This is a genomic window from Pseudomonas sp. PS01270 (assembly GCF_029959775.1).
GTDB lineage: Bacteria > Pseudomonadota > Gammaproteobacteria > Pseudomonadales > Pseudomonadaceae > Aquipseudomonas > Aquipseudomonas atacamensis.
Window position 1 is genome coordinate 12,610 of record NZ_JASCPT010000023.1, and the last position, 15,699, is coordinate 28,308.

The following is a 15,699-nucleotide window of genomic DNA, read 5'->3' on the forward strand; positions in this document are numbered from 1 at the left end:
TGTCGCTGCTTGAGAGTCAGTGAAACTTCTACAGTTCACCCGGCAAAAGAAAACCCGCACGGGGCGGGTTTGGTTTCACGCGGCTTGCAGTTGTCGATCCATCGACTCGATGCACTCGCGCATCTGCTCGCGGCATCGCTCGATCAGCATGGGCATGTCGTCCATGGTCAATCCGACTGTAGGAATCGCCGGCAAGGAACGTATGAGAACGTTGCCACTGCGCCAGCGATTCAGGCGCATGTGCTTTATATAGCTGCTCACGCACACCGGAACGATCGGCACGCCAGCGGCAATCGCCATCTGGAACGCGCCTTTCTTGAACGGCAACAAATCTTCACCGAGGTTGCGGGTGCCTTCCGGAAACACCCAGATCGAGGTGTCTTCGTTCTGCAAGGTGTGGGTCGTCGTCAGCATCGACTGCCGCGCCTTGTGCGCATTGCCACGGTCGATCAACACATTGCCGGCCAGCCAGAACAACTGGCCAAACAACGGCACCCACTTCAGGCTTTTCTTGCCGATACACACGGTGCGGCGCGGGACGACATTGCCGAAGACGAACAGATCGTAGTTGGACTGATGGTTGGCAATGATCACGCAACTGTCGGGCTTGTTCATCAAGCCGTTGACCTCGGACCTGACCCGCAAACGCAAGATACACATCGCCGGCAAAGCGTAGAGGCGGGCGCAGAGTCGGCTGTTGTCCGGGTTGAACGGGCGGCACAGTCCAAGGATCACGCCGAGCACGCCGGCCAGAATAAAGTGCAGGCCCATCAACAACATACGAAACACAAACAGCATTTTTGCACGACCACCGGGACAAAAGGTGGCGCAGTGTACGGATGTGCACTGTTTTCGGCAATTGCCGTTATAGAGTCCGGAGATGGCCGATGTTTAAGCGCATGTTTCAGTCTTGCCTGTCAGGCGCGTCCTAGAGCTTTCCGCGAATCTTCGACGTGTGACGTAAGAAAAAGCCCGACACGAGGGTCGGGCTATTCACTTACCGGCAGATCCTGGACGAGTCAGCCCAGATGTTGCTGATCCTGCAGGATGGCGTCGTCAAGAGTTTCCAGCAGTTGCTTGCGCACTTTCAGCTTGGTGTTCTTGTGCGCGAGCATGTTGATCTTCTTCAACTGCCGCGCGGCAGCCAGCGCGGCGCCCTGCAATTCTTCGGCTGTGACGACTTTGTCGAGGAAGCCTGCATCAACAGCACTTTGCGGATCGAACATCTCGCCATTGATCACCGAGCGATGGAAAGCCGAACGCCGCAAGCGATCACGCGCCAGCTCGATACCGGCGTGGTGCATGGTCATGCCGATCTGCACTTCGTTCAGGCCGATGCTGAACGGGCCATCGACACCGATGCGGTAATCGGCGGATAACAGCAGGAAAGCACCCTTGGCCACAGCGTGCCCCGGGCAAGCAACGATCACCGGGAACGGGTGAGAGAGCAGGCGGCGGGCCAAGGTCGAACCGGCCGTCACCAGCGCAACGGCTTCTTTCGGGCCGGCGGTCATCACCTTCAGGTCATACCCGCCCGAGAGGATCCCCGGCTGCCCGGTAATGATCACCACCGCGCGATCCGCCACCGCCTGATCCAGCGCCGCGTTAAACGCCGCAATCACATCCGGAGAAATCGCGTTGACCTTGCCATTGTTCAGGGTCAGGGTCGCGATACCGTCTTCGAGGTGGTAGGCAATCAACTCGCTCATGACGCTATTCCTTATTAGAAAGATGGGCAGACGTTACCCACCGCCGCAAGCCAGGTAAAGCGCCGTGACTGACCTGCCAGTCACCGTTTTGCGCTTCGGCCAGCGTCGCGCGCGTGTTGCCTGCTATAAAGGAAGCGTGCGGCTTACCCGAGATTGACGGGTTTGCCATCGCCCGCTTTGGCAGAATGAAGCGTGCTCTCTTAAGCGCATGAAAATTCTGAAAAAAAGTTTGCCATCGCAAAAGCTTTCGACTACATTAGCGCGCCTCGACAGACAGAACATGTCTGCGGAGATACGGTGAAGTGTCCGAGTGGCTTAAGGAGCACGCCTGGAAAGTGTGTATACAGGAAACTGTATCGAGAGTTCGAATCTCTCCTTCACCGCCACATTCAGAAAACGCAAACCCCTGATTTTCCTAGAGAAATTCGGGGGTTTGTGGTTTTTGGCATCCGAAAAATGGCCATATGGGACAGATTTGGGACAGATGCGCTATTTTGGTGCGGACTCTTGTGCCTTCCATCTTGATTGAGCGTGACGCTGAACTTCCACTACTGACCAGTGAGCGGCCGATAATAGGCTGGAAGCGGCTGACCTTCGCGCATGCTCCATCTGCCGCCCAGGAATAACGTAGGTAGGGCGTTATCTAATGTCTGACCAAACTCTTTGAATTTTTGGGAGCGCCCGACATCACTTGATCATCATCAAAGGAGGTCTCGTGACTCAGTCCGATATGTATGTCATCAATTACCAACTCCACGGGGAACCAAAGAGTTTCGTCATCAGAGCGAAGCTGATGAACAATGCGGAGGCATGGCAGTGGGCGAGCTGTGACGCTGGTCTTGCGCCTATTCCCAAGCCAGGGCGTGCCCCGTTGAAACGTTTTTCCAAGCCTATGGCCGAACGTTTCGGTGTGACGAATGTGCAATGGCGCGCATCCGTGTCGCTGGCCTGGGACTAAGGTCGTGGAATAGGATCGATTAACTCAGACCAGCGCTAAATTTTAAGGAAGATACAGATGCCAAGGAAGACAGACCCCAATGTCATTACAGCCGACGCGCTCACATTGCTGCTGCACAACCAGCATGCGCTGGGCGCCGCAATAGAGGAGATCACTCAGTGGATCTCGGGAGCGGGTGCAGATGACGTTGCTGATAACGCCATCGTGGCTTTGGAAACGCTAGACGCAAATGCTAACGCGATCACCGAAGCGATCATGCGTTTAAGACAGCGCTAAAAAATTGCCGCTTTCGAGCGAACGGTTAACCTAGATCTATCGAGCGTTAACCGAAAACAGTTTGAGAACTGTGATCTTCTAGCTTTGCTGGCTATCTATGACGTGCGGGACGCACCATGGGAGTGACTCACAGGGATCAAGCCCTGTGTCTAGGTGATAACGCGTATCTAGCCGTACCATCGATTACTGCCGGGATTAATCCCGCGCACTCTGAGTCTTTGATGAGTTGTCTCATCACTTCCACGTCAGCCGTGTTGCCCACATTTTCTTGCATGAAGTGCTTGCTGATAAGGTAACGGCCGCAACCGTCACAGGCGATGTTCTGCCAATCGCCCACCTCATATTTGAGCACCGCGTTTTCCCAACAGATCCAGCACATACATTTCATAAAACTTCTCCTAGTTGGCTCATGGATTGCGCCAGAAAGAAGCTGGTTCAATGCAGAGGGTCGACTGGCATAACCGTCGGTCTGGTACGGGTGTGGATGCAGAATTCGCCAATTATGACGTATTGCGGCTATTGGCCACTAGTGAATATAACGCCATTTATGTTCAATCGGTCCCCACACCTCGCCTCGGTGTGGGGCCTTTTTTTGCGTCTCGGAAACCACTTGTCATAAGTCTGGTCTACCATCCCCCTACCGCTTGGCTTTCTGCAGGCTTCCCGACTGATAAGGACACTCATGTACGTTTATGAAGGTCTGGCCACCGTCACCGTGCTGGCTCGCTATGTCGGGCAGCCGTCGATCGAGTTGACTACCCTGGAATGTCCGGTGCGGCTCCTCAATGCCGGTCCAGGCCGCGTTCGCGTCGAACTGCAGCACTACCTGCAAGGTCCCAAGGACGCCAACACGCTGCGGGTGATGCTGCCGCACGGAATGATGGTGCAAGGGCCTATCCTCCAGGGATGCAACGAACCGGCCGGCGGTTGGCTACTGGTCAATGTCGAGCAATACGACTTGGCGTTTGAGCAGGCAAGAACCGAGGGGGGCTGGCAATGGCAGTGACGGATGACGTGACCGCCATGAACCTGCCGCACGCGGTGCAGGTCCAGGTCCTGAAACTCCTTGCCCAGATCGGCCGTGCGCAGACGGCCGATGATCTGTTTCGCGCCAGTGATCGCGCCGAAGGTTTTGTCTTGGGGCTGGAAACCGCCAAGGCGCTGAACGCTGGCAGTATCGAGGTCTTGTATAAGGCCTTTGACGACGCTGCTACGGCTCGGCGGCTGGAACATGCGCAGTGATCGGCGAAGGCATTCACGAAGAGGTATTGCGCGCCCTGGTGGAGCAACATGCGGTGCGCGACTGCATGGTCGCCAAGATTGAAGGTGGCCCCGATTGGGGCCTGTCGATTCGTTTAGGCGGCAGCGGCGCACGCTGGGTGCCGGTGCGCTCACGGCGTGAGCGACTGCGCACCTGGGCCAGTTTGACCGCTGTGGGGCGCTTTGCCGAAAACGTCGGCCTGCGGGGTTTTAGTGTGGAGCTGTGACCGGCGTCAGCTTCAACGCCATTTGCAGCATCCCCACCACATCGGGGCCGTCTTCATTGATCCACGTTCCGTAGTGCTGACGGATCATGTTGCCGTTGGTATGTCCCATCTGCTCGGCGATCCAGTCGATAGACGCCACGCCGGTGGTCAGCAGCTGACTGGCGTAGGTGTGCCGGCATTGACCCGGTCCCCGATAACGCACGCCGGCGGCGAGCAAGTGCGCCTTAAAAAAGCGATCGCGCACGACAAAATCGTTGGCGTGCGGCAAGCCGGTTTTGGTGTTGAGGAACACAAAGTGCAGTTTGTGTTTTCGCACCGTCTTGTTGTCCCGCTCGACCACCTCCACGGTTTCCGCTTTTCGGTTGCGGTTCAGCGCATCGATTTTGCGCAGGGCATCCCATGCCGGTGCCAGCAGGCGCACCCGCCGCGTCGATCGGCGGGTTTTGGTCACGCGGTAAGCCCCGCGCACCTTGGACCGCCGGAAGGTCACCGTGCCTTGCGCCAGGTCGACATCCTCCCAGGCCAGGGCGATCGTTTCCGAGACCCGAGGGCCTGCCCATAACATGAATTGCACCATTAACAGTTCCTGCGTGCGCAGGGTCGGGGTGCTGAGGATCTGGCTAATTTCCGCGCGGGTGAACGGATCCGGCGCTTCGGGATCGGGCAGGCGCACCATCAATCCTTCGGTCGGGTCATGCGCGACTTTCATCCGCGTGCGGTACAAGCGAAACACCTGGCGCACGTTGCTGATGATGTCGCGGATGGTCTTGTTCTTAAGCGTCTTCGACAGCGTGTCCTGAATCCATTCCTGCAGGTCCAAGTGATCGATGTGGTTGATCTGCACCTTGCCCCAGCGCGGACGCACATGTACTTCGGCCTTGTTGGCGTAACCGCGGTAGCTGGAGGCGGCGACGCTATTGGCCTTGATCTTCAACCACAGGTCCAGGTAATGGCCAAAGGTGTTTTCCACCAGCCTGGAGGAATGCGGAAAGTGCCGCGCATAGTCAAAGGTACCGGTCTGAATTTCGTATTCGATGATGTCGACCAGGCGTCGGGCCTGCGCCACGTTCGCCGGTGTGTTGCCGCCCGGGATCGCTTCCCGGCACTTTTCCCCGTTGTATTGAAAATAGATTCTCACGGACTTTCCGCGAGCTTCGACCCCACTCATGTAAACCCCTAACGCTGTACTCGTATGTCGACAGTCTGACGATCGGAAACAAAAAGGCCCGTTTCCGGGCCAAGTATCTGCGGGTGCGTCTTCTGGTGGACGCGGCCTATGCCTTGGGCTTGGGATGGCGCAGATGAGCATTCAGCCGCTGACGCCGCCGGCTGCATTTATCGTGATTGCCCTGGGCGCGCCACTTGCCGCACTGATCGCACACGCTGGTGTAATCGATGTTCCAGGGAAAGCGGCGCACCGGTGTTACGGCTGGGTCACTGGACATGGCGCGAGTCTCCCTGTGTGGCGGGGCGGGCGAGTAGCTGACTGATCACGGCGGCATCCGTCGCGCTCAGATCGCCCAAGCGGCTGGCCATCTGGCTCAGGCTTTCAAGGCGCGTGCGGGCCTCGGGGGTTTTGTGCACCAGGTAGCCGATAACGGCGGCGCCGATAATCGCGGTGGCCACCAGGTGCGGCGCCGGTGTGGTAGCCTTCGCGCCGCTGCTGCTGTGGTTCTGTGCTTGCATGGTTAGGGTCCTCAGTTGTAGTCGGGTGTCGAGGAGCTGCAACTCCTCGACACTGTTTTTTTTCCTCAGTCCTTACGTGCCAGGTGGATCACCAGGCCGTCGAAACGCGGCTCATGTTCAACACATGACTGCCATTCCAACACCCGCAAAATCTGTTGCCGGCTGCAGTCGTCCACGAGGATTTCGCGCTGGCCAGCGGCGGCTCGAACTTCCAGCATCTGCAACAAACCGTCCTCTGCGTAAGCACCGGCCTGAATGATCGGCGCGCGTTGTCCCGCCAAATCCAAACGGTCTTGCACCGACTGGAGCTTGTTGGTGTGGCCGTTGCCGGCATGGCCCATAAACACTTGGATCTGCATCGGTCTTGCTCTCCTTTACGCCTTGAATGTCCAGCACTTGACCGTGGTCGGCCGGGGTTGGGAAACAGGGTTGCGGTGATTGAAGGCGGCGCGCACGGCGCTGTGCACGGCCTTGTTGCTGTCGAGAAATTTGCGCGAGCGCGACTCCTTGAGCAGGTCGCGCAACGTGGCCACGTCCGCCAGCTTCTGTTTGTGTTCGGCGGCGCGCTCGCAGAATTCGTTGAGGTTGATGGCAATCACCGTCGGGTCACTGCTGTGGTCGACCACCGGGTCTTCGCTCAAGGATTCGAGGTAGTCGTAGACTTCCCAAAATTCGGCGACGGCCGGATGGTCGGAGCTGATCGAGGCCTGGCGTTCAATCGCCATCCGCACGATCTGCCGCTGCGTGGCAGCGACCTGCGGATCACTGAGTTTCAGCACCAGGCGCAGGCCATCCAGCAGCGACAACAATTGCGCGTGGTTCTTGCTGATGCGCTCGACCCGGATGTAACCGCGCAGGTCGTAGCCGCAACTGCTGCAGTTGCCTTGCTCGCTCGCATAGGCCGTACCGCAGGCAAAACAGTGCGTGTGCAGACGGCGCAGCTTGGCTTCGTGTTCGGGCATGCGCTGGGCGAACAGATCGAGTACGGCAGATTCTTTGCCCACCGCTTTCAAGAGGAAGTGGCTGAGGGTGCCGCCGTCCAGTGCGTTCAACTGGTCAGCGGCCGCACGGCTTTCCGGGGTGACAGTCGGGCGTACAAAGTGCAGCTTGACGATGCGCGTCATGATCGCTTCGTGAGCCACCACGGCGGCGTTCTGGCTGATGGCGATCGTTCCGCGAAAGGGCGGTTCATACGTTTCGTTGCCCGCTGTCTTGACGCCTTTGGTCGCCAGCGTGCCGCCGCCGTAGAAGTCTTTCAGCTCGTCCCATTCAAAGGTTTTGGCGTGTGCCCGATCGTCGCTGTGGCGATCGGCCTCAAGAAACACCACTGGCATGCCGGACACCTGACCCATCAGGCGCGAACGCCCGGCCTTGGTCGATTTCATCGGGTCGAAACCCTCATAACCTTCGCGGCCGAGCAGTTTCCACAGCAGGTTGAGCAGGGTGGTTTTACCCGCGCCCGCTTCACCGGTGGCTTCCAAAAAAGGGAAAGACTGGTACCGCGCGCGGATCTGTTCGCAGAACAGCGAGCCAAAAAAGAACACCAGTGCGACGAAGCCCTGGGCGCCGAAACAGGTCCACAGCAACTGTACCCACTTCTCGTTGAAGTCTTTGCCATCGCGCTGCAGCTTGATGGGTACGCCTTTCTGCAGCGTTTTCAGGCGCAGCTTGCCGAACTCGAAATAGTCTTCGCTGTTGACCTTGTAAGTGGTGCCATCCTTGATCGCGAGGTCGCCGTAGACGTAGCAGGCGTATTCCTTGCTGTAGCCGACGTAGTCGATGGTCGATACGGTTTTGATGCCAAACAGCTGATCCTTCATCAGCTTGTCGAGCTGCTGGCCGCTGCCGGTGAACATGGCGCCGGCGGCCATGCCGAGCAGGCGTTTCTTGAATTCACTGGCCGCAGACAGCTGACCGCTGGTGAAGGTGTTTTTCACACTCTCGGAGTCATGGGGGAAGTCCACGCGCAGGTAATACCAGGACTCGTCGGTGACTTCGTTGCGCTGGAAATACAGGGCTTGCGGGTAGCAGTTGGCAATCTCCACGACGCTGCCGGACTGCTGCAGTGCCTTTTCGCGCTGTTGCGCCTGGTTAAGCAATTGATCGTCATGGTTCTCGCTGTCCTCGATGTCGGACATGGCGCGGTTGAACTTCTCCATGTCCAACTTGAACCAGTACAAACGGTTGCCAAAGCCCAGGTGAAATTCGCCGCGTTTGTTCCAGTCGTACATCAGCAAGGCTTTTTCCGCTGCGCTCTCAGCCAGCAGCAGCGCACCCTGGTGGCGAGCCTGTTTGAGATCCGTAGCAATCTGCTCGGCGCGCTTGGCGTCATCCTGAATAAAGCTCCAGCGCTGGTGCATGTCGTTCCAATCAGCCTTGCGTCCGTCGCGTTGCGGAATCAGTGCTGATTCGCAGACGAAACCCAACGCGCGGGCATCGCGGACCCAACGTCGGGTGTAGGCGTTGGCGCTCGGCTCGTTGTCCAGCGCCCATACCAACTTGGGTTGCTTGCCGCCCTCGCGGGTCTTGATGAGGGCTTTGAGCGAGTCCGCAGGGAACGCGTTAGACGACATGGCCGACACCGCCGCGATGTCGTTATGCACCAAAGCGATGGCATCGAAGATGCCTTCGACAATCCACAGCTCCTTGACCTCAAGCAGGTCGACGCAGGGCGGGCACCACCAAACGCCGCGATAGCTGTCCTTGGATTTGAAACGCGCCTTCATCTTGCCGAAACGGTGCGGCTGATCGATCAGACGTTCCCACCAGCCGCCTTTTTCCAGAGCAAAACGCACCGTGGCGCTGCCGGCGTTGTGTTCAGGCGAATAGAAGCTTTCTTGTGTGAACCAACCTTGGATCAGTTCGAACCGAAAGCCTCGAGCGAACTCCAGATAAGCCCGGGCAGTGGCATTAGGGTGCTGGTCCGTCGCCGGCGCACGCTTACTCCAGTCTTCAAACAGATCGTCGTACAGCTCTTTCACGTGCAAGGTGTGGCCGCACTTTTCAGGACGTCCACAAATCACCATCCATGGCGTATCGAACCGTGAATACAACTCCTTTTTCTTGCACTTGGGGCAGGTGCCCCCGCGCATGTAATCGGTGCCCACTCGGTGCTTGAGTCCGAAGTCGAACTGGAGGCGTTGCAGCACATCGTGGCGGAGATCTTCTTTCATGGTTACTTCACTGCTTTGAGGCTGAGGGAGAGGGCGGCCATCAGGCGTTTCTGCGCCGCCATCACCGGAGTTCTTTCGAGAATCGAGCTGTGCCGTTTTTCTTGCGGGACGTACCGGTATTCATCCGCGTACCAGTAGTCGTTGAGGCTCAAGCGGTACTGCTCGCGCATCGCAGCCAGCAGTGCTTCGGCTTCTGCGGGTGGCAGCTGGGTGGTCAGAATTACGGCGTTTCCCATCTTGAAACCTCGATTTCGGGCGCAGCTCACCCAAACCCACGGGATGCGGGACAGGCGTTGGTTTTGGGGTAGGTGTTACGAGTTGGCTAAGCGAAAGCGGCCGATGTCTGGCGCGTTGATGATTCGCTCATAGATGACGCTGACCGGTACGGCCCACTGTCTGCCGGTGGCCGGATCAACGATTACGGTGTGCGTCGACGTGCTGCTCTGGATGTTCAAGCGTTGCCGATCGCGTACAGCGACCATCGTGGTGCCCGCCAGATGGACGATCTTTTCGGCGACCTGCGTTTTCACGTCATAGTCTGCAACCAGGAACTGAACAGCCCGGCTGAACAGTTGCTGGTCGTCGCTCAGGTGTTCGCAGTGGTGACGCTCAAGGAACGACAGCGCAGCGTTCTGCAGAACATCTTGATATTCCGGTACTGCAGACAAATTGTTCATTGAGCTTTTCCCGCGCGGTAGAGAGCGATGGCAGCCAGCACTTCTGCGTGCCGGGCTGCTACGTGGAGGTTATGCGCGCCCATGATGAATTCGGCTTCTTCATCACTAATCGATCCGTCTTCAAGAGCGGCGGCGATTGCTTGATCAACGCAACCTCGCTTGGCAGAAACTTGAACGGAGCGTGCGTAAAGTTCGACGTTGTCCAGCGTTTCAGGATCAGCCATTGGCACGAACAGTCCCCCATACATCGAGGCAATGTAGTTGGGGAAGTGGTTCGTTCCACAGTCCTGCTCGAGCATGAAAACTTGGGTATCACTCAGAGGACTGCAACCCGCATTTTCGTAGGCATGGTTGTCGAATTTTTTGAGCTTCAGACCTAAGCGTGCTGCTGCAGCTTCGCGGCCGCCGTTATAGCTGCGAATGATCTCGCTCATGACTTCTTTGCGTGTGTCTAGGATTGGAGTTTTCAACTTCTACTTTTCCCTGTTTGCCCCTGCCGTTACTGTTCGATCACACCTTGCTTAACGCCTAGTAAAACGGCGGCTCGGTGTGCCTCCCCACGGCGACACTGGCTTTGGCCACTCAGCACCGCGTATACGGTGCTGGGACTCAAATCGTGAAGAAGTGCAAAGTCCTTCGCGGATTGCCCGCGCTTTTCTAAATCTTCCCGCGCTTTCTGGCGGGCTTGCTCGCTGATACTCATCTTCGGCATAGTGCAAATCCATGCAATTTCATGTGGTGTGAAATGCAGAATGATGCATCTTGATGCATTTGTAAATATTTGGGATGAATGATTTTGCATCTTTCTGAAGAAATTGGTTCTCGCCTGCAGGAAGAGCGGAAGCGCTGCGGCATGACACAGGGTGAGATTGCCGAGGCAATTGGGGTCGTGAAGCGAACCCAAGCGAATTACGAAGCTGGGACAAGCGATGCTCCCGCTCCGTACCTCAGCAAGGTCGCGCAGCAGTTCGGATTTGACGTTCCTTACATCCTCACCGGTATGCGTACAAACCTTGCTGAAAGTGCTCTGAACGAGACTGAAGACTGTTTGATTAAGCAGTTCCGCAGCATTCCAGAAGAAGACCAGAAGGCGATTCGCCGAATCCTTGAGGCCATGGCCGACGACGTCGCTCGGCAACGGTCTTAACTCGCAACAAACCCGTACAGGCATTGGGGTATCTCTTATTCCAATGCACTGGCGCGCCCCCCATAAAGTCCATTCTGCAATGCACTTTATGGAGTAGTTAGCATGTTGGATCGCAAGAAGAACGATCAAATCAACCTCGAACAAGCCGGGTCGGAAATCGCCGTACTCACGGACATCGAGCGTCGACTGATCGATCTGTATCGCCGGCTGAGCCGCGTAGAACAGCAGCAAGTTCGCCGCGTGGCCGAGATACTGGCAATCAACCCAAAGGAGAGCGCAGAGGGCTGACCGTCATTCTTTGAATGATCCCGATCGCCGGCGCTTGTACGTCGGCGATTTGTAACTACGCCACCGCCTGCGATCCCAACTGTTCGAAAAGCTCCCGCTGCTTCGCTCTGGGCATCTCGCGTAAGCGATCTATCAGCATCCGCTCGAACGTCTGAGATGACGGGCTGAGCGTGTGTGAAAACGTCAGATTTGCCACCCATGTGTGCCCGCACTTTGCGTCCAGGCATTGGCAGTACAGTTTTACAAAGGCTCTGGTTACCTCTTCCCGCGAGGCAATCCGGCCCTTGTGTCCGCAATTGCATACAACTCTCATTATGTCCCTCCCCAGGGGCAGCTGATCGCCACCATTTTGCCACAGCTTGTAGTGGCTTTTCTTTCTGCGGGCACTTCATGTAGTGATATCCGCTGCTTCTGGCGTGGCTTTCCAGCTAAAGCGCCTGTCTTCGCGAAGGGTGTCATTCAATTGGTTGAACAGCTGACAGATCGGCCGGATCTCGTTGCTCGTGTACACGCGATCAATCTTTTCGATGTCCCCGAAACCACCGGTGTTTTCCGGAATGATGCCGGCCAGTGCCGGGTTCATACGCCAGGCGGCGATGACGTCGTTTCGGGTGATGTTTTTCACCTTCTCCAGCTCGTCTTTCGCCTGAAAGTCACCGACGGGGATGATCTGAATCGCGTTTTCCTTGCCGTTAGGGATGTTCACGAACATCGAGCGGAAGTTGCCCACGCCCTTGCTGGCACTGATCTGTGCGCGCAGTTCGTCTTCGTCCTCTTCCGTCAGGTCGGGGTCGTTGGTGTAGAAGATATAACCGGCGTGCGCGCCGTTACTGTAGTACCGGCGACGGAACAGGGTCGCCGCCTCGTTGAGCAGCAGCGCCTGCAGACCGCCCAAGTAGTCGGGGATCCCGTAAATGTTCTGTTCCACGTCGTAGTCCAGAACGTGGGAGATCTCGTGCTGTTCGAACTCCATTTCCTTGTTGTCCGGCAGCAGCATCACAAACCCGCCGTCGACCTTTACCCGCATGTTGATGGCGGGTAGGTGCTGCAGCTCCAGCACCTGGCCGAATGCGTTGGTGTCGTTGTAGAAGTACGCTTCGCCAAACACCATGTAATCGAGTCCGGCGCGGCCCATCGTTTCGGTGCTGCAGCCGGCCGAGGGGATGAACTCACGCAGCAGCAGGTTGCGCTTGAATTTCGGAATGGCGCCGTGGTGGGCATTGGCCCGCAACAGCTTGGCCAAGCCAACCCGGGAAACGGGAGGCTTGTAGATTTTGCCGTCGTCGCTGGGGAACACGCCCACGTATTCGCCGATGTTGCCGGACAGCACCTGTTCCGGCTCCCCGAACGTAAACGAGCGCATTGGCTGTTGCTGTCGTTGGGCTACGTGTTGCTTGCTGCGTTTGCGGTTGGCCATGGCTGGTCTGATTACTCGTGACGTAGCGGCTGCGACGCCGCTTGTTGGTGTTCAAAGGTTCGTTGGCCAGAGCGTGCATCACCGCCCAGGCAATGTCGGCGTGCCCGGTGGCATCGGTGCGCGAAGCGCTGTAGGTGATCTGGCCGCTGTTGGTGGCGCCGCGCTTGATGGTCAAGAACGCCTGCGCGATGTCCGTCCACCCGGCGTCCCACTCGATTCGACTGCCTTGGATCGTGTCTTGGGCTTTGAGCACCAAGGCGTTTTTCGCCTCAAGGCTGTAGTGAATGGGCGTTGCCTTGGCGTAGAAGTCGCGCACCAGGTCGAACACGCCGTAACCCACGCCAGTGACGTCGATGCCGATATGCTGGACGTTGAAGCGTTCGGTCAGTTTCTTGACCTGTGAAGCCTGGTAGGTGAACGAATGGCCACGCCAGCTGTGCTTCTCCAGAATGCGGAACTTCGCGCCGGGTTCAAGCGGCGGTGCGATGACCACGCAGGTGGCGTCGTCGCGTGTGCGGCTCGGGTCGTAGCCCAGCCAGACCGGGCTGTTGCCAAACGGTCGATCAAGGTCTGGGTTGTAGTCCTCCCACAACGACAGATCCGAATAGCAGCGCTCCAGATCCTTGAGGCTAAATGCGCTTTGGGTGCTGTCGATGAATTTGCAGTAGAACAGCTGCTGAAATTTGTCTTCGTCGTACTCCAGCTGCAGCTGCTCCAGGTCGAACAGATCGCAGCCGCCGGCGATCGCATCGTCCAGGGTGATCGTCTTGCGCCACTGGCCGTCTGGACACAGCGCGCCCTGCGTGTAGGCCGCTTCGCTGGGCCACACACCGCCGGCCTTCTTGCCGCGTTTGCTGTTGCGAAATTCCTCGCCCGACCAGAACGGATACGCCTGGTGCGACACCGCGCTGGGCGTCGAGAAATAGGTTTTGCGCCATTTCTTGTGGGTCCCCATGGCGCTGGCGACGGTGCTGAGTTTTTCGAAATCTCGAATCCAGAAATATTCGTCCACATAGACGTGGCCGTGATAGCCCTGGGCGGTGCTGCTGTTGGTGCTGAGAAAGCGCAGTTCGGCGCCGTTACTGAGCGTGATCGGGTTGCCGGTCAGCTCGATATCAAACCACTGCTTGGCAAACTGGATGATGTAGCTGCGAAAGATCTCGGACTGCGATCGGCTGGCAGACAGAAAGACCTGGTTGTCACCGCTCAGCACGGCGTCCATGAACGCTTCGCCGGCGAAGTAGTAGGTCAGGCCAACCTGCCGGCTTTTGAGGATGTTCCGGACACGGCGTGTCAGTGGGTTCTGCTTCGCCTCGAAAAGCTCTTTCTGATAGCCGTACATCTTCGAGATGAATTTATCGAGGAAATCCACTTCGGTCAGGCCGCTGATGTCGTTCTTGGCCTTCTTTTCGCGCTTCTTGGCGCCGCCTTCGCCCCGTTCACGGCGTTGACCAGGCTGCCGTTCGCGGGGCTCGTCCGGACGATCAGACGGCAGCGCCGGCGAAGGTTTCGCGGACAGCTTTTTCAGGCGTTCAAGCAGGCCGGTCAGTCGCTCCAGCTCGTCCAGTTCGGCTTTCGTCAGCGGATCGACTTTTTCCAGGATCAGGGTGATGCGCCGATTGACCGCGCTCAACGGTTCTTCATCCGTGAGCATGTCGTCCCAGCCGCCTTGGCGGATCCAGTAGTAGACGATGCGGATATTGGGCAGCTTCAAATGCGCCTGTATTTCCTTTACCGAACAGCGGCGCAGGTAGAGGCGTTTTGCGGCTTCTTTAACTTCGGTCGGGTAGTTCATGGTCCGCAGTCTATGCGGCGAAAATCCCGGAAACGCGGGGTGAAATGCTGCAATTCGCCTATCTGGCGGAAATAGGAGAACACTGAATTTCAACCGTTTGTTTGACGGTAAACGGCTCCCTATCGTGGCGGCTCATTCAACGATTGAGCGCAGTCACCACTCATGCCCCGTTCCCTTGTCTCCTACTGGAAACGTGTTGCCACCAGCGGCCCGACCGTCGATGGCCGCGAGATTCTTCCCCAGGAACTGCGCGACATCGCCGAGACCTACACGCCGGCCAAATACACCGCTGTGATCTGGTGCGACCACGAGCGTTGGCCTGGCTCTCACGGCACCGTATTCGCCGTGCGCTTGGTGGAAGAGGGCGACGATCTGGAGCCGGGGCAAATTGCCCTCGAAGCGCAGCTAAAACCGAACGATCGCCTGCTTTATCTCAACGATCAAGGCCAGAAGCTCTTCACCAGCATTGAAATCACCCCGAATTTTGCTGGCAGCGGCAAGGCCTATTTGACCGGTCTGGCGGTGACCGATTCGCCGGCCAGCCTCGGCACTCAGGAACTCTACTTCTCCAACCGTACCAGCCGGGCTGCGTACTACGCCGCATCCCAGGAACTCGGCCCACTGCGCGACACCGAGACGCAGGGCGAGATCGGCCGTCTGGCCGCCATGTTCACCCGCCTGTTCAAGCGTTTCGGTATCGAAGACAGCCCCGCCGAAACCACTCCGCAAACCCCAAACGAGAGCAAACCCCCAATGGATGAAGCTACCGCCACGGCCCTCAAAGCCCTGCTGGCCCAGCTGCTGGTTGTCGCCGCCGGCATTCAAGCCGTGATCGAGCCTGCTGCAGAAGACGCACCAGAACCCGATCAAGCCCCGATCGATGATGTCACTGAGGCGGTGGACGAGATCGTCACCACGGCCGAAGAAGAGCGCGAATTCAAGCGCAACGGCGGCGGAAACAAAGCTGTGCTGGCAGCGTTGACCAGCTTGCAGAAGCAGTTCACTGAACTGAAAAACACCAGCAACGGCCGTCAGTTGCCGCGCTCTGCTGGCCCCGCTGATAAATCCAAAGTACGGGTGCTCTGA

General features: G+C 57.7%; 22 protein-coding genes and 1 tRNA gene. 9 read left to right on the top strand and 14 right to left on the bottom strand.

Translation table 11 applies throughout. The features are described 5' to 3' along the window. Positions 1-75 precede the first annotated feature (75 nt). Both QMX86_RS09765 and QMX86_RS09770 read right to left on the bottom strand, forming a co-directional pair. Entirely contained in the window at positions 76-798 is a 723-nt protein-coding gene (locus tag QMX86_RS09765) for a 1-acylglycerol-3-phosphate O-acyltransferase (RefSeq protein WP_024012238.1), read from the bottom strand. Positions 799-1,019: 221 nt separating this feature from the next. Continuing rightward, positions 1,020-1,709 carry a crotonase/enoyl-CoA hydratase family protein gene (locus QMX86_RS09770; RefSeq protein WP_076566844.1) on the bottom strand — a complete coding sequence of 230 codons (690 nt, stop codon included), beginning with the start codon at positions 1,707-1,709 and terminating at the stop codon, positions 1,020-1,022. 296 nt (positions 1,710-2,005) lie between these two features. Between QMX86_RS09770 and QMX86_RS09775 the strand changes: the two genes are divergently transcribed. The 6 genes from QMX86_RS09775 (at position 2,006) to QMX86_RS09800 (ending at position 4,430) form a co-directional block, all read left to right on the top strand. Continuing rightward, positions 2,006-2,095 (top strand) — tRNA-Ser (locus tag QMX86_RS09775). A 329-nt stretch (positions 2,096-2,424) separates the two neighbouring features. Then, entirely contained in the window at positions 2,425-2,667 is a 243-nt protein-coding gene (locus QMX86_RS09780) for a DUF6555 family protein (RefSeq protein WP_282383197.1), read from the top strand. A 57-nt stretch (positions 2,668-2,724) separates the two neighbouring features. Next, positions 2,725-2,943: a hypothetical protein gene (locus QMX86_RS09785; protein WP_282383199.1), complete on the top strand. Its 219-nt coding sequence runs from the start codon at positions 2,725-2,727 to the stop codon at positions 2,941-2,943. A gap of 682 nt (positions 2,944-3,625) precedes the next feature. Beyond that, on the top strand, positions 3,626-3,949 hold the full coding sequence (locus tag QMX86_RS09790; protein ID WP_243241664.1) for a hypothetical protein: 324 nt from the start codon (positions 3,626-3,628) through the stop codon (positions 3,947-3,949). Beyond that, a complete protein-coding gene (locus QMX86_RS09795) occupies positions 3,940-4,185 on the top strand; it encodes a hypothetical protein (RefSeq protein ID WP_243241665.1) in 246 nt (81 codons plus the stop codon). Before QMX86_RS09790 ends, QMX86_RS09795 begins: the two co-directional genes overlap by 10 nt. Continuing rightward, positions 4,182-4,430 carry a hypothetical protein gene (locus QMX86_RS09800; RefSeq protein WP_282383206.1) on the top strand — a complete coding sequence of 83 codons (249 nt, stop codon included), beginning with the start codon at positions 4,182-4,184 and terminating at the stop codon, positions 4,428-4,430. Before QMX86_RS09795 ends, QMX86_RS09800 begins: the two co-directional genes overlap by 4 nt. On the opposite strand, the gene QMX86_RS09805 is transcribed toward QMX86_RS09800, so the two are convergent. The 9 genes from QMX86_RS09805 to QMX86_RS09845 all read right to left on the bottom strand — a co-directional run bounded on the left by QMX86_RS09805 (position 4,414) and on the right by QMX86_RS09845 (position 10,678). After that, positions 4,414-5,598, bottom strand: coding sequence for a DUF3596 domain-containing protein (locus tag QMX86_RS09805; RefSeq protein ID WP_282383209.1), 1,185 nt, complete (start codon positions 5,596-5,598; stop codon positions 4,414-4,416). The genes QMX86_RS09800 and QMX86_RS09805 overlap by 17 nt on opposite strands. 106 nt (positions 5,599-5,704) lie before the next feature. Continuing rightward, on the bottom strand, positions 5,705-5,875 hold the full coding sequence (locus QMX86_RS09810) for a hypothetical protein (RefSeq protein WP_178081155.1): 171 nt from the start codon (positions 5,873-5,875) through the stop codon (positions 5,705-5,707). Further along, the gene (locus tag QMX86_RS09815; protein ID WP_282383212.1) at positions 5,865-6,116 is read right to left on the bottom strand and encodes a hypothetical protein; all 252 of its coding nucleotides are present in this window, start codon (positions 6,114-6,116) and stop codon (positions 5,865-5,867) included. Before QMX86_RS09815 ends, QMX86_RS09810 begins: the two co-directional genes overlap by 11 nt. A 65-nt stretch (positions 6,117-6,181) precedes the next feature. After that, positions 6,182-6,475, bottom strand: coding sequence for a hypothetical protein (locus QMX86_RS09820; protein WP_282383215.1), 294 nt, complete (start codon positions 6,473-6,475; stop codon positions 6,182-6,184). A 15-nt stretch (positions 6,476-6,490) separates the two neighbouring features. Then, complete coding sequence (locus QMX86_RS09825; protein ID WP_282383218.1) at positions 6,491-9,289, bottom strand: toprim domain-containing protein; 2,799 nt, start codon at positions 9,287-9,289, stop codon at positions 6,491-6,493. Positions 9,290-9,291: 2 nt separating this feature from the next. Next, on the bottom strand, positions 9,292-9,525 hold the full coding sequence (locus QMX86_RS09830; protein ID WP_064392761.1) for a hypothetical protein: 234 nt from the start codon (positions 9,523-9,525) through the stop codon (positions 9,292-9,294). Positions 9,526-9,600: 75 nt separating this feature from the next. After that, positions 9,601-9,966, bottom strand: coding sequence for a hypothetical protein (locus tag QMX86_RS09835; RefSeq protein ID WP_243241672.1), 366 nt, complete (start codon positions 9,964-9,966; stop codon positions 9,601-9,603). Next, positions 9,963-10,436: a YmfL family putative regulatory protein gene (locus QMX86_RS09840; RefSeq protein ID WP_282383227.1), complete on the bottom strand. Its 474-nt coding sequence runs from the start codon at positions 10,434-10,436 to the stop codon at positions 9,963-9,965. Before QMX86_RS09840 ends, QMX86_RS09835 begins: the two co-directional genes overlap by 4 nt. Positions 10,437-10,465: 29 nt before the next feature. Then, complete coding sequence (locus QMX86_RS09845) at positions 10,466-10,678, bottom strand: DNA-binding protein (RefSeq protein WP_282383230.1); 213 nt, start codon at positions 10,676-10,678, stop codon at positions 10,466-10,468. A gap of 78 nt (positions 10,679-10,756) precedes the next feature. Here QMX86_RS09845 and QMX86_RS09850 point away from each other — a divergent pair, with 78 nt between their 5' ends. Both QMX86_RS09850 and QMX86_RS09855 read left to right on the top strand, forming a co-directional pair. Next, on the top strand, positions 10,757-11,113 hold the full coding sequence (locus QMX86_RS09850) for a helix-turn-helix transcriptional regulator (protein ID WP_258378277.1): 357 nt from the start codon (positions 10,757-10,759) through the stop codon (positions 11,111-11,113). Positions 11,114-11,215: 102 nt separating this feature from the next. Further along, positions 11,216-11,401, top strand: a complete 186-nt coding sequence (locus QMX86_RS09855) for a hypothetical protein (protein WP_130929242.1) — start codon at positions 11,216-11,218, stop codon at positions 11,399-11,401. 55 nt (positions 11,402-11,456) lie between these two features. Here QMX86_RS09855 and QMX86_RS09860 read toward each other — a convergent pair whose 3' ends face one another. From QMX86_RS09860 to QMX86_RS09870, 3 genes are all read right to left on the bottom strand, one after another. After that, complete coding sequence (locus QMX86_RS09860) at positions 11,457-11,714, bottom strand: ogr/Delta-like zinc finger family protein (RefSeq protein WP_064392752.1); 258 nt, start codon at positions 11,712-11,714, stop codon at positions 11,457-11,459. Positions 11,715-11,789: 75 nt separating this feature from the next. Continuing rightward, the gene (locus QMX86_RS09865; RefSeq protein ID WP_282383244.1) at positions 11,790-12,644 is read right to left on the bottom strand and encodes a phage portal protein; all 855 of its coding nucleotides are present in this window, start codon (positions 12,642-12,644) and stop codon (positions 11,790-11,792) included. After that, entirely contained in the window at positions 12,571-14,613 is a 2,043-nt protein-coding gene (locus QMX86_RS09870; RefSeq protein WP_282383245.1) for a terminase family protein, read from the bottom strand. Before QMX86_RS09870 ends, QMX86_RS09865 begins: the two co-directional genes overlap by 74 nt. A gap of 162 nt (positions 14,614-14,775) precedes the next feature. On the opposite strand from QMX86_RS09870, the gene QMX86_RS09875 reads away from it, so the two are divergent. Then, positions 14,776-15,699, top strand: a complete 924-nt coding sequence (locus QMX86_RS09875; protein ID WP_282383247.1) for a GPO family capsid scaffolding protein — start codon at positions 14,776-14,778, stop codon at positions 15,697-15,699.

Coding starts and splice junctions, on each gene's coding strand:
- QMX86_RS09765 (WP_024012238.1), bottom strand. CDS start 798: ATGCTGTTTGTGTTTCGTATGTTGTTGATGGGCCTGCACTTTATTCTG.
- QMX86_RS09770 (WP_076566844.1), bottom strand. CDS start 1,709: ATGAGCGAGTTGATTGCCTACCACCTCGAAGACGGTATCGCGACCCTG.
- QMX86_RS09785 (WP_282383199.1), top strand. CDS start 2,725: ATGCCAAGGAAGACAGACCCCAATGTCATTACAGCCGACGCGCTCACA.
- QMX86_RS09790 (WP_243241664.1), top strand. CDS start 3,626: ATGTACGTTTATGAAGGTCTGGCCACCGTCACCGTGCTGGCTCGCTAT.
- QMX86_RS09795 (WP_243241665.1), top strand. CDS start 3,940: ATGGCAGTGACGGATGACGTGACCGCCATGAACCTGCCGCACGCGGTG.
- QMX86_RS09805 (WP_282383209.1), bottom strand. CDS start 5,598: ATGAGTGGGGTCGAAGCTCGCGGAAAGTCCGTGAGAATCTATTTTCAA.
- QMX86_RS09810 (WP_178081155.1), bottom strand. CDS start 5,875: ATGTCCAGTGACCCAGCCGTAACACCGGTGCGCCGCTTTCCCTGGAAC.
- QMX86_RS09815 (WP_282383212.1), bottom strand. CDS start 6,116: ATGCAAGCACAGAACCACAGCAGCAGCGGCGCGAAGGCTACCACACCG.
- QMX86_RS09820 (WP_282383215.1), bottom strand. CDS start 6,475: ATGCAGATCCAAGTGTTTATGGGCCATGCCGGCAACGGCCACACCAAC.
- QMX86_RS09825 (WP_282383218.1), bottom strand. CDS start 9,289: ATGAAAGAAGATCTCCGCCACGATGTGCTGCAACGCCTCCAGTTCGAC.
- QMX86_RS09830 (WP_064392761.1), bottom strand. CDS start 9,525: ATGGGAAACGCCGTAATTCTGACCACCCAGCTGCCACCCGCAGAAGCC.
- QMX86_RS09835 (WP_243241672.1), bottom strand. CDS start 9,966: ATGAACAATTTGTCTGCAGTACCGGAATATCAAGATGTTCTGCAGAAC.
- QMX86_RS09845 (WP_282383230.1), bottom strand. CDS start 10,678: ATGCCGAAGATGAGTATCAGCGAGCAAGCCCGCCAGAAAGCGCGGGAA.
- QMX86_RS09850 (WP_258378277.1), top strand. CDS start 10,757: ATGATTTTGCATCTTTCTGAAGAAATTGGTTCTCGCCTGCAGGAAGAG.
- QMX86_RS09855 (WP_130929242.1), top strand. CDS start 11,216: ATGTTGGATCGCAAGAAGAACGATCAAATCAACCTCGAACAAGCCGGG.
- QMX86_RS09860 (WP_064392752.1), bottom strand. CDS start 11,714: ATGAGAGTTGTATGCAATTGCGGACACAAGGGCCGGATTGCCTCGCGG.
- QMX86_RS09870 (WP_282383245.1), bottom strand. CDS start 14,613: ATGAACTACCCGACCGAAGTTAAAGAAGCCGCAAAACGCCTCTACCTG.
- QMX86_RS09875 (WP_282383247.1), top strand. CDS start 14,776: ATGCCCCGTTCCCTTGTCTCCTACTGGAAACGTGTTGCCACCAGCGGC.